The organism is Brasilonema bromeliae SPC951 (assembly GCF_012912135.1).
In the GTDB taxonomy this organism is placed as follows: Bacteria; Cyanobacteriota; Cyanobacteriia; order Cyanobacteriales; family Nostocaceae; genus Brasilonema; species Brasilonema bromeliae.
In genome coordinates this window covers 1-12,450 of record NZ_QMEB01000207.1, presented here as the reverse complement: position 1 = coordinate 12,450, position 12,450 = coordinate 1, and the positions used below count along the sequence as shown (strand labels likewise).

The 12,450-nt window shown below is 41.6% G+C and carries 9 protein-coding genes and 1 tRNA gene; 9 read left to right on the top strand and 1 reads right to left on the bottom strand.

The window, feature by feature from the left end:
- The first annotated feature begins 268 nt into the window (after positions 1-268).
- A complete protein-coding gene (gene alr / locus DP116_RS21830; protein WP_169157170.1) occupies positions 269-1,456 on the top strand; it encodes an alanine racemase in 1,188 nt (395 codons plus the stop codon).
- A 170-nt stretch (positions 1,457-1,626) separates the two neighbouring features.
- Positions 1,627-1,708: transfer RNA gene (locus tag DP116_RS21825), tRNA-Leu, on the top strand.
- A gap of 170 nt (positions 1,709-1,878) precedes the next feature.
- Here DP116_RS21825 and DP116_RS21820 read toward each other — a convergent pair.
- A complete protein-coding gene (locus DP116_RS21820; protein WP_169157169.1) occupies positions 1,879-2,958 on the bottom strand; it encodes an RNA-guided endonuclease InsQ/TnpB family protein in 1,080 nt (359 codons plus the stop codon).
- A 1,715-nt stretch (positions 2,959-4,673) separates the two neighbouring features.
- On the opposite strand from DP116_RS21820, the gene DP116_RS21815 reads away from it, so the two are divergent.
- From DP116_RS21815 to DP116_RS21785, 7 genes are all read left to right on the top strand, one after another.
- Entirely contained in the window at positions 4,674-5,741 is a 1,068-nt protein-coding gene (locus tag DP116_RS21815; RefSeq protein WP_169157168.1) for a response regulator, read from the top strand.
- A 66-nt stretch (positions 5,742-5,807) separates the two neighbouring features.
- Complete coding sequence (locus DP116_RS21810; protein WP_169157167.1) at positions 5,808-6,185, top strand: response regulator; 378 nt, start codon at positions 5,808-5,810, stop codon at positions 6,183-6,185.
- A 5-nt stretch (positions 6,186-6,190) separates the two neighbouring features.
- Complete coding sequence (locus DP116_RS21805) at positions 6,191-6,685, top strand: chemotaxis protein CheW (protein ID WP_169157166.1); 495 nt, start codon at positions 6,191-6,193, stop codon at positions 6,683-6,685.
- 64 nt (positions 6,686-6,749) lie between these two features.
- Complete coding sequence (locus DP116_RS21800) at positions 6,750-9,584, top strand: methyl-accepting chemotaxis protein (protein WP_169157165.1); 2,835 nt, start codon at positions 6,750-6,752, stop codon at positions 9,582-9,584.
- A 610-nt stretch (positions 9,585-10,194) separates the two neighbouring features.
- Entirely contained in the window at positions 10,195-10,554 is a 360-nt protein-coding gene (locus DP116_RS21795; protein WP_169157164.1) for a hypothetical protein, read from the top strand.
- A 260-nt stretch (positions 10,555-10,814) separates the two neighbouring features.
- Positions 10,815-11,354 (top strand): Dps family protein, encoded by a 540-nt coding sequence (locus tag DP116_RS21790; RefSeq protein WP_169157163.1) that lies wholly within the window; start codon positions 10,815-10,817, stop codon positions 11,352-11,354.
- Positions 11,355-11,494: 140 nt separating this feature from the next.
- A complete protein-coding gene (locus tag DP116_RS21785; protein ID WP_169157162.1) occupies positions 11,495-12,262 on the top strand; it encodes a ChaB family protein in 768 nt (255 codons plus the stop codon).
- Positions 12,263-12,450: the final 188 nt, after the last annotated feature.

Below are 12,450 nucleotides of genomic sequence, written 5' to 3'. Positions count from 1 at the left end.
AGGAGCCAGTGCGGTCTTGGGGTCTCACGCCACATGCTACAAGTCGGCACAGCCGCCCAACGCAGGTGCTCCCCAAGTGGAGCACCTGGCGTCAACTGGCGAACCCGTAAGGGTCAAGAGCTAAAAATTTTTCTCCCTTCTTCCCGCACTCTCTGTTCATGATCTTGTGCCAATTCCAAAATCAATTGATCATGATTAGGCTTATAGCAGTGAGTAATAATCTAAATGATTTAGAAGCCAAACAGTGGTGTGATAGGAGTCATTCAAGATGTTGAGTCATGAGCCAAAGAGCAGTGTAACCTCTGATCAGCAGTGGGATACTTACCCTTGGTTGTCCCAACGTGCGTGGGTGGAAATTAATTTGTCAGCATTGTCGTACAACGTCAAGCAGCTTTTAAGCATACTGTCACCGCAGACCCAACTGATGGCGGTGGTAAAAGCCGATGCTTATGGACATGGAGCAGTCACAGTCGCCCAAACTGTGTTAGACTCAGGAGCCAGTTGGTTAGGAGTCGCTACAGTTCCAGAAGGAATTCAATTGCGAAAAGCGGGAATTAAAGCTCCAATCTTGATACTAGGTGCAACTCATACCCGAGAGCAGATTCATGCGATCGCTCAATGGAAACTTCAACCAACACTAATATCTCCCAAACAAGCTTTAGTCTTTTCCAATACTCTAGAAGCCATCAATTATAAGACTCCACTCCCTGTACACGTTAAATTAGACACGGGAATGTCCAGGTTAGGAACAAATTGGCAGGAGGCTGCTGAGTTTGTTCAACTTGTGCAGCGGTTACCTGATCTGACGATCGCTAGTATATATTCTCACTTGGCAACGGCAGATAGTCTTGATCCTACAACGATGAAACAACAGCAACAACGATTTGAGCAAGTCATTGCTCAACTAAGAACATTAGGGATAGAACCGCCTTGTCTACATCTAGCAAATTCAGCTGCTACTTTGAGCGACAAAGCATTGCACTACGATATTGTGCGTGTGGGTTTAGCTGTATACGGACTCTACCCAGCTGATCATTTATGCTTAAGTATAGACTTGAAACCCGTTTTACAAGTCAAAGCACGAGTCACGCAAGTAAAAACCATTCCTCCTGGAACTGGCGTCAGCTACAGTCATCAATTTATAGCCTCAGATGAACTCCGCCTTGCTGTGATAGGAATTGGTTACGCAGATGGAGTTCCTCGCAATCTTTCCAACAAAATGCAAGTGTTGATTCGCGGTCAACGGGTGCCGCAAATTGGCACAATTACAATGGATCAGTTGATGCTAGATGTGAGTGCATTACCAGATGTGCAAGAAGGCGAAGTCGTCACCCTACTTGGAACAGAGGGAAAAGAACAAATTACTGCTGAAGATTGGGCAAATCAATTAAATACAATTTCTTGGGAAATTCTCTGCGGGTTTAAGCACCGTTTACCTCGTGTTGCGGTGGCTTAGTCAAAGCTGATTATTGGTTCGTGGCTAGTGCTAAGTAGGTACTCAAACAACTAACGACGAACCACTAATAACAAGGAAAGACCCCGTCCTTAAGGACGGGGTTTAATCCCTATAACTAACCGTTAGATATTGCAAGACATAATTCTGTTATGATATAATCATCTACTAATGCGGATGTGGCGGAATTGGTAGACGCGCTAGATTTAGGTTCTAGTGCCGCAAGGCGTGAAGGTTCAAGTCCTTTCATCCGCACTATCGGGTTGCAAGTGGGAGGGTGAGAACTCCTACCTTTTAAGGAGGAGATGAAACCCGACACAACAGGTTTTCAACCTGTTATTTCTGCTATATAAACCCTAGACAAGTCTAGACATTTACTTCTTACGTCACGGGGAGCATGGGAGCGGTTATCCCTCGGTAAGCTTTCACGCTTTAGCCAAACGCGATAGATTAACGGCTGCGTTTAAATCTCTGTCCATCACATGACCGCAATGTTCGCATTCAAAAACTCGTTCACCTAGGGTGAGTGTTTCTTTCTTGACGCCACAACAGGAACAGGTCTTACTTGATGCAAACCAACGGTCAGCGATGATGATTTCACAACCAAACTTTTTAGCTTTATATTCCAACTGGCGCTTAAACTCATGGAATCCACAATCAGCGATGACTTGAGCCAACTTGTGGTTAGATAGCATTCCCGAAACATTCAAATCTTCTACTACTATTTTTGCGTGGTTCTTGCATAAGAAAGTAGTGACTTGGTGAAGAGTGTTCTTTCGGAGATTGGCTACCTTTGCGTGATGTTTAGCCAGTTGGATTTTTGCTTTATGTCGATTATTAGAACCTTTCTGTTTGTTAGTAAACTTTCGGGATAATCGGCGAAGCTTTTCTAAGTGGGTCTTGTAGTGTTTAGGGTTGGGAAACACTACGCCAGTGGAGAGTGTAGCTAGTTCCTTCACACCGACGTCAACGCCTACAATCTCGTGTTGTTTAACAGTTGGCTCGTGCTCTTGTTCGTAAGCGAAAGCGATAAACCAACTATCAGCAGTACGAGATATTGTGATTGACTTACAAGTAGTATGCGGCAGTCCTTCGTAGGTTTTAACCCACCCAATAGTCGGTAACTTTATTGATGTGCCGCCAACAGGTATAGGTTTACCACTTGCATCAATAGTGAAAGAGTCATGATGCCCTTTCTTCTTAAACCTGGGATAGCCACCTTTCTTTGAGAAAAACCGAGAGAAAGCGTCACCCAGGTTGTCAAAAGCATACTGGGTGATCTTCTGACAAATCCCTTTTTCTTTGATCCAGCCGTACTCAGGTTTGACGTGATTGTTAAAGAACTTTTTCAGAATGAACTTGTTAGGCTTTAATCCATCTTTGACAAAACTATTCCAGGTAGCCAAACCCCAGTTGTATGTAAAACGTGCAATCCCTGCATGCTTACTCATGATGGTTTTTTGTTCGGCTGTCAGCTTTAACTTTGTCTTAATGGATAAAAGCATTGTTCACCGGGGGAATGACTGGAGAAATGAGACAAGCCTTATTACAACGAATACTTGTGGGTGCTGACAAATTAACAGACAAAGGCTTGTCTCATTTCTTTGTCCCAATGCGTCACCTCAATACTCGTGATATAGTCAGTATACTCACTACTACATGTTGCGTCAATGAGATTCCAGAAAAAGAACAACTATGGTTTCACTAGTGACAAGCCCTTTGACAAAGATCCAGTTTGTTTCAAGGTACTCCCAGGTGTGAAAGATAAGCTAAAAGCCGTCCCTGACTGGCAAGCACGGCTTAGAGAATTCGTTGATGAGTTAATTAAAGACGTCTAGGGTTGTCAATACTAGGGAAGGGTTGTCTAGGCTTTAGCCGTCTAAGGACTAGCTCTGTTATAATTTCTGAAGGTACTGGGTGACGACCCATGCAGGATATCCATAACTGGACTCCGAGAGCAGAAACGTAGTCTTCGGACTGTACCTTATCTGCGGTGGGACGCGTCGTAGATGTAAAGCAAAATTGCCTGCGGAGACGGTCTGACGGGGACTGGTCACAGTCTAGTTAAGAGTCCATGAAACAGGAATAAGAGTGTAAAATACATGGCTTTAGCCTGTATGTCAACATCCTTTAAGAATCCCCTAGACTTTAGTCAGGGGAGTACGTCAATAAAGAATAGTAATTAAGTGGTTATGTTCGCAGGTCTTTTTTGTCACCTGTGTAACGTGTGACTGTTTATTCCCCAACGCCCCTGATCAATTCAAAATTGATCAGGGGCATGGTTTTGTCGTTTTAAGGCTTGGCGAACGTAAGCCAAACCACGGTATCTTGTGGAGGAGATACATACAGTATTTGCCTCCATACACAAGGAATTTGTCCAAAAAGAGGGAAATGTGTAGACGGCTAACTGAGAATCATTAATTTATAAAAGTATAAAAATATGTAATAGAAACAAAAGGTGGCAGAAGTTTTTTTTAGCTCTTTGTTTGAATACTATAATTTTTCTTTAAAAAGCACTCGTCTAAAATGTATCTATTTGTCCTGTCAAAAAATCTTCATAAGTAAAAATGGCTACGATGACACTTGATACAACACACTATATGCAACAGTCATTACAATTCTTTTCTCATTCTTAGTGTTAAGTTTGATTTCGTATCAATTAAAACTCTATAAATTTCAAAATTGTATTAATAATTTGATTGGCAGATTTCACTTTTGGGATATATAACAGACATTGGCACTATTCTGTTACCCGGATACTTGATGTTAATTTTATACAATTTTAAAGTTATAACACTGTTGTTTTAGCAAAATTTACCTGAGATTTATCTCGGTTCCAAAAACCGTATTATACTTAAGTACGAGTACTAAAGATAGCAGGGATCCTGTGGCAATAAAAAGCAGTATTATCTCGGTTGCCATTAGACAAGGCTCACTTTGAGGTGATTTGCTTCATCTAGTCTTTACATTCTTTTTACTTGTTGTGTAAAGATGTCTGCTAATCTCAGTATAAGTTAGTAAATTTCACTGCAATTTGCGAGTTATCTGAGGTTTTTTCTATCTTAATAGAAGGGTGCTGCCGCTGAGTTTTCTCACAAATCTTAAGGAAAGACTTTTGTACTTTTCATAACAAAAGCTATGAACCGTTTCAACGGACTTGTGGAAAACCCTGCATAAATTTAGCTCACACTAGCAAGAATTTAGCCTGAGTAAAAGCAAAATGAGCACAACTCCTATAGGTAGCTACAAGTTTTTTCAGAAACTACATCCGCTATCTCTACTAGCACAATTAACAAGTCGGCGTGCTACAGGCTGCTTACAAGTATTTACAGAGTCGGCTTCTTGGTCAATCTATCTAGAAGACGGTAAACTAGTTTATGCCTCTTCAGATAAAATGTTTGAACGGCTTGAAAATCTTTTGGGGCGTTTGAGCCAGCAAACACACACTCTCAACAGTACATCTCTTATGCGTGTCAGACTGATATTTGACCAAAACAAAGATCATCAGTCAACACCGCAACCAGATTATCAGGCTATTTGCTGGTTAGTCAACGAAGAATACATCACTCCTCCTCAAGCAGCAGTCCTGATAGATGAATTGGCAAGAGAAGTACTGGAGTCATTTCTAATCATAAAACAAGGAAGCTATGAATTTAAGAGTGAAACTCCGTTAAATGAACTACCGAAGTTTTGTCGTTTGGACTTGCGATTACTTGTAGAAAATTGTCAAAAGCAGTTACGCCATCGCCAACAGACGCAATCAACCGTTGATACACAGGTTACCTCTCATTTTGTGTCTACCACTGAGGTTTCGGCAACGCGGCATCAAGTTACGCCTGGGGAAGAATTGCCAAAACAGAATAATTTTGATATCTCTCATCTTAACAGCAACAAAGATTCTCACCAATCTCGTGAGAAAAGTGCATACACAGTTGCCTGTATAGATGACAGTCCAACAGTCTTAAATTCTATCAAGCACTTTTTGGATGAAAGTACATTTTCCGTTGTGATGATCAGCGATCCGGTGAAAGCTTTGATGCAAATTCTCCGCAGCAAACCTGACTTAATTTTACTAGATGTAGAAATGCCAAATTTAGATGGCTATGAGCTATGTTCTTTGTTGCGGAGGCATTCAGCTTTTAAGAATATCCCTATAATCATGGTGACTGGTAGAACAGGATTGATAGACAGAGCCAAAGCAAAAATGGTCAGAGCGTCAGGCTATTTGACTAAACCTTTTTCTCAATCAGATTTGTTGAAAATGGTGTTTAAACATATTGATAATTGAGGTCAACACAAAAGAACAGTCACAACGTTTTTTGAAAGTCGATGTAGTGAGATAGGAGATGTAGAAGTGAGTATTACTTTGCTTGGTACAATTTTGATTGTCGAAGATTCTCTCAGTGAATTAGAACTGATGAGCCATTATCTCGTAGAAAGTGGTTATAACGTTATACAAGCCACGGGTGCAAAGGAAGCTTTAGAAAAAGCGCAATTACAAAACCCAGACGTTATCGTCACCGATGTGGTTATGCCAGGAATGAGCGGTTTTGAGTTGTGTCGTTCTCTTAAGAGAAATCCGGTGACTCAAAAAGTGCCGATTGTTATTTGCAGTTCTAAAAATCAGGAGATTGACCGATTGTGGGCAATGAGACAAGGCGCTGATGCTTATGTCACAAAGCCTTACACTCGGGAGCAGCTCCTACGAGCTATTAAATCAGTAGTCATTTGAATCAAATGAATAGTTCCAAACTAGTATCTTTAAAACAAAATCAAAATAACTTGGGGGATGGCTATCTTAAGTTTCGGCTAAATAGACATACATCTGCCACCCTACCCATGAGGCACACGCAAGAAGCGGTTGTTGTGCCACCTGAAACCATCTCATCGATGCCAAATATGCCTGCCTGTATCATAGGATTGATAAACTGGCGCAGTCGCATAGTTTGGGTGATCGATTTGCCAAGGATGTTCAATCTTGAATATCTAGATAATAGGCAACGGCAGTATAATGTGATAATTATCCGGGTAGATTCAGTGCTTTTAGGTTTAGTTGTACAAGAGATACAAGGTACAACTAAATTTTTGCCTGATGAAATTCGCTCTCCCATGGGACAAGTTGCATCCAGTTTAACCCCCTATCTACGTGGTTGCGTTGTTCAACAAAAAGAAATATTGCTTGTTTTAGATGCACAAGCAATTGTACAGTCTTCTATTCTCCGCAGTGATTAGGGTGTACTCCAAAGAAAACACTGATTTTTCCTATGTTCATTCACCACCTCAGGAGAATATCTTTATGTTTAATAAAACTGATGCAGCTAAGAATATTGATAGTCAAAATGAAACATCTGTTTCTGACTCGGAAGATTTCACTATGGAGAGTAATGGGATAAAACGACCTAACGAGGCAAATACTGAAATACGTCGTAAGTATACACAAAATCGTGCATCTTTAACTTTGAAGCGGTTAAGTTTAGGTACCAAAGCGACATTAGTGGCGATCGCTATCGGAACGCTTCCAGTCTTAGCAATTGGAGCGCTTGCCTACTTAGTTGCCAGTAATTCCTTAAGCAATAAAATTTCTCAAATTCAACAAGCAGAAGCCAAGGGTCTGGCAGACAAAGTCAACCGTTTCATGATAGATCGGTATAACAATATTCAACTTATATCTAGTCTACCAATATTTACAGATTCTAAATTTAGCAACACTTTTTCTCAAAAAGAAAAACAAGAATTGCTGGATAAGTTTGTAGATACTTACAAAGTCTATGACAGCATTGCTGTATTTAATTTAAATGGTGATGTGATTGCACAATCTCAGGGAGATTCAATTACCAATCAAAGCAATAGTCAGGACTTTAAAGCAGTACGGCAGAACGACCGTTTTTACATCAGTCAACCAGAAGTCACAAAAAATACAAGAAATTTGGGTGTTATTATCGCAGCACCTGTAAAACGTACCACAGGAGAAACGATCGCAATAGTCAGAGCTAGAATAGCCGTGAAAGCTCTAGATAATGTCATCAAAAATTCTGTAGAATCAGGACGTAAATACTATCTGACTGATGGTTCGGAAAAATTCTTCTTGGCAACGGATAAGAAAGATCTAAGTAGAAGTGCCATAGCAATTTTTCCTAGTTTAGCACAACGGCAAGCACAAAAAAAAGACGATACTTTTATCACTGTTAATCAAACTGATAACCAACAGCAACTTGTCAGCTACTCATCCAGAACGCGAGATGGATTGCCCAATTTGAAGTGGCGATTTATTCTAGCGACAGATACAGCAACTGCATTTGAGCCTCAAAGACAATTATTACTAACAGTTGCAATCGGGACAGGATTGACAGCATTAATTGTCGCATTGATTGCCGTGTGGTTAGCGAAACGAACCACAGAACCAATTGCGAAAGCAACCGCAGCCGTGGCAAAACTTGGATTAGGAGAACTCGATACCCGTTTGGAGGTGGAATCAGAAGACGAGCTTGGGATTTTGAGTCATAACATCAACCAAATGGCGTCGCAACTCCAAGCGCTAATGAAAGACCAAGAACTCGACACTGAAAGGGCAAAGTTACTTACAGAGATTACCTTGCGTACTCGTAGAAGCCTGAAAGTTGAGGACATTTACAAAACAGCTGTCAGAGAAGTTCGTCAAGCAATCAAGACAGACAGGGTTGTCATCTATAAATTCAACTTAGAAACCTTGGATGGAAATGTCGTCGCTGAATCAGTCACGGCTGGTTTACCAAGAATGTTAGGCGTGCACATCGACGATCCCTGTTTTCGAGAACGTCATGTAGACAGTTATAAAGATGGTCGAGTGCGGGCAATATCCAACATCTATCAAGATTCTAGTCTGAGCAATGCAGCTTGTTACATCAAAATGTTGGAGAAATTTGCAGTCAAGGCAAATTTGGTAGCACCAATTATTATTGCAGGGCAATTGGTAGGCTTGATGATTGCTCATCATTGCGACAGTCCCCGCAATTGGCAACAAACTGAGATAGATTTGTTTAGACAACTCGCCACTCAAGTTGGCTATGCTCTAGAGCAAGCACAACTTCTTGAAGAGGTGGAAAAAGCACGGCGAGTAGCAGAAAGAGTATCAGAAGACGAACGCCAACAAAAAGAAACCCTGCAAATGCAACTTTTGGAACTCCTTAGTGAAGTAGAAGGTGCAGCCAGTGGTGACTTGACGGTGCGTGCTGAAGTGACAGCGGGAGAAATTGGCACAGTTGCTGACTTTTTTAACTCTATCGTTGAAAGTTTGCGCTTAATTGTCACTCAAGTTCAACAAACCGCTACTCAGGTGAATCAGGCGATCTGGACAAACTCTGGAGCAATCGGTGAATTGGCAGAAGAAGCACTGATTCAAGCAGAAGAAATCAACCGCACACTCGATGCAGTTGATCACATGAGCCAATCGATTCAACAAGTGGCATATAGCGCCGATCAAGCAGCAACAATAGCCAATAGCGCCGCCCAAACTGCCAAAAAAAGTGGCATAGCAATGGATATGACAGTGCAAAACATTTTGTATTTGCGTGAAACAGTTGGCGAAACCGCCAAGAAAGTCAAGCGCCTGGGAGAATCAACGCAACAAATCTCGCGTGTGGTGGCATTAATTAATCAGATTTCCATGCAAACCAACTTGCTCGCCATCAACGCTGGAATCGAAGCAGCACGTGCAGGTGAGGAAGGTCAAGGTTTTGCGGTTGTGGCAGAAGAAGTTGGGGAATTAGCCGCCCGCAGCGCCGCCGCCACCACAGAAATTGAACAAATAGTCGAGAACATCCAACGCGAAACAACCTCAGTTGTGCAAGCGATGGAGATGGGAACCACGACTGTTGTCGAAGGTACACGTATTGTCGAAGATGCCAAGCAAAATCTGGCTCAGATTTTGGAGATTTCACATCAGATAGACATGCTCGTGCAGTCGATTTCGCTCGCCACAGCATCACAGGCGCAAACTTCGCAAACAGTCAGCCAATTGATGAAAGATATTGCTGCTAGCTCACAGCGCACGAGCGATTCTTCTATTCGGGTTTCCCAATCTTTACACGAAACTGTGGAGATTTCCCAGCAATTGCAAGCCAGTGTTGGTACTTTCAAGGTGAATCTGAATTAATGGGCACAGCATGCCGTGCCCCAAAAACGCCATGTGAAACTTAATGAAAGAAGCTGTCATTCACTACGAACTTGTGCAATCCAGTACTAAGGACGGTCATAACGAGCAGTTTTACAACTCAAATAGGACTGCTATATATTATGTTAAGAATGATTAGTATATTAAAAATAATTCACAGTTAATGCACCAAACCATTATTGCTTAACCTGCCAAAATTGTACAAATTTTATCTATCTGTAGATTGATTATATATAGTTAAGTACAGAAAAAAGATTTCAGCCCACAGGACGATTCCTCTTTCTGTGTATTCAAAGTAGAAAAAAGATTAGGTTGAATCTTGATAAAATTGAAATTGAAGCCGCAATCAAGCTTTGAAAGATAGAAGTACAGCTAAATTTTAACACTCTTGTTGGGCTAAATTGAAGTAGAGGCTTCTGTTTGAAAATTAAGATTGCTTTGCAACCACTGCTCAAAAGTATCTCGATGGATACCAAATCAGGTAAACTATAGTCTATCCAAACTTTGTGATAGGCAGTGTCTAGAATCCTAGCCTGCCAACGTTTAAAACTATCTGTGTCTTTTGGATCACCATTACTTTGGAGGAGTTTCAATGAAGAATATTGGTCTTGGTTTATCTATGTTGCGTCCAGTGCGATTTCTCATTGTTGTATTCACTTGTGCCTTACTGATTTTCTCTTATGCTTTTCCCGCTGCTGCAATCGGTACCCAAAGGAGCAATCCTGAAAAAGGTGAAGCGCAGCTACTCGAAACTCAGAAAAAAACTGACGAAGTCACTGCAAAACCACCTCTTGGATTGAAAGAGACAACAGAAAGAGCAAACGAGGGGCTGAACGAGGTTCAGGGAGCGGCTGATATTAATAAAATGAATCGTCCTGAGAATTCTCAACAAGCAACTTCGGCGGAAGAACAAGTTGAGAACTTTTTGGAAAAAATTACAGGTAAAAAGTAAGCAAAGTTTCTTACTTTCCATGCCTTTTCATGAAACCAAGGTGTGGTTTTTAAAATTGGGTGTAACAAATAAATTGTTGCTCAATGTTCTCGGGTTTTGAGCAGTTAATTTTTGATTTCACCATTGGGTAGACATCTCGATTTGTATATTGAGATGTCTATTTATATTTAGTTATAAAAAACAATCTTTCCTTAGGTTGATGATGGTAGGGGTTGAATTTGTGAAGGTTAATAAAGTAGTGAGCTAAGGGATTTAAAGTCATGCGCAAGTTAAACATTGGTTTGACCGACGAACAGCGTCAAGGTGTGATTAATCTGTTGAATCAAGATTTGGCAGATGCCTATGTACTGTTAGTAAAAACGAAAAAGTTCCACTGGGATGTGGTCGGACCTCAATTCCGCTCTCTGCACCAACTTTGGGAAGAGCACTACCAAACACTGACTGAAACTATCGATTCTGTAGCTGAGCGGGTTCGTGCTTTGGGTGGTTATCCAGTTGGTACTTTGGAAGGATTTCTCAAGATTGCTACTCTCAAGGAAGAAGCAGGTACCGTTCCCACAGCAACTGGTATGGTCACTCGACTGGTGGAAGACCATGAGCAGATTATTCGCAACTTGCGGGACCACATAGACCAGTCCAGTGAGAATTTCCATGACGAGGGAACTGCTGACTTCCTAACTGGATTGATGGAAGGACATGAACAGATGGCTTGGATGCTACGCTCATTTATTGAAGGACAAGAGTTACAGCCAGATGGCTCACAGACCCTAGGACAAACAAAAACTCCTGTAGGCGTGTAATCTGTGTTGGCATTCGCCCAAATCAGTGAACAGTTAACAGCTAAAGGTGTGAGTTTAAAATGGCAGATTGAGGTATGAGTAAATAGGAGTGCATCTACCCCCTCAGTCTGCCAACTGGAAAAGCAAAAAGGAGTGTTCAAGTGGCAGAAGCATATAAGGCAGAGCGTACTATCTCAGCGGTTTTTAAAGAACAGAAGCAAGTTGATGATGTTATTCGGCGTTTACTAGACCGGGGTGTGTCCAGAGACCATATTTCGGTTATGGGCAGAAACTTTCAGTCAGAAACCCGAATTGCAGGTTTTATTACTAAAAGAGATGTCATTCTGGGAGGCTTGAGAAGCGGGGCAGTCTTTGGTTCCTTGTTTGGTTCCTTCCTCAGCTTACTCACAGGTGTAGGCGTACTATTTATTCCCTTTGTCGGTCCGATTGTCGCAGCAGGTCCGATTGGTGCTGTATTGCTCGGAGCTGCAAGTGGTGCGATCGCCGGAAGTGCAGGTGCAGGTTTGGTCTCTGTTTTGACCACATTGGGTATGCCAGAAGACAAAGCAGCAGTTTACCAAACTCGCTTAGAGGCTGGTGAGTTCTTAGTGATGGCAGAAGTGCCTGGCGATCGCTCTGGAGAATACCAATTGCTGATACAAACTGCTGGTGGCGAAGAAGTCCAGACAATTGAGAAAGCACTACCTCGGGCTTGTGCTGGTGGCTGCAACAGTCCAGAGGATTTATCTCCAGAGATTCGCTCTCATCTTTCTGGTGAAGCTCAGGGTAAATTCATAGAACGTTATAACACTGTCATAAAAGAGACAAATGATGAAGCAAAAGCTGAACATGCAGCTTGGGAGATGATTCATCAACAATATGATGAAGATGAAAATGGCGTCTGGTCAAAGGCAAAAACAACTGTTTAGCAAATAGTCATTAGTCATTAGTCATTAGTCATTAGTCATTAGTCATTAATCAAAAAGTGCTTGACTGTTGACTGTTGACTGTTGACTGTTGACTTGTTACCTTCACTCTTGACTCTGACCTACTTTTCAAGGCAATTTATAGTGGGTGAGATGAAAACCCTGTGGCTTTAGCCCAGGGACGCCACATG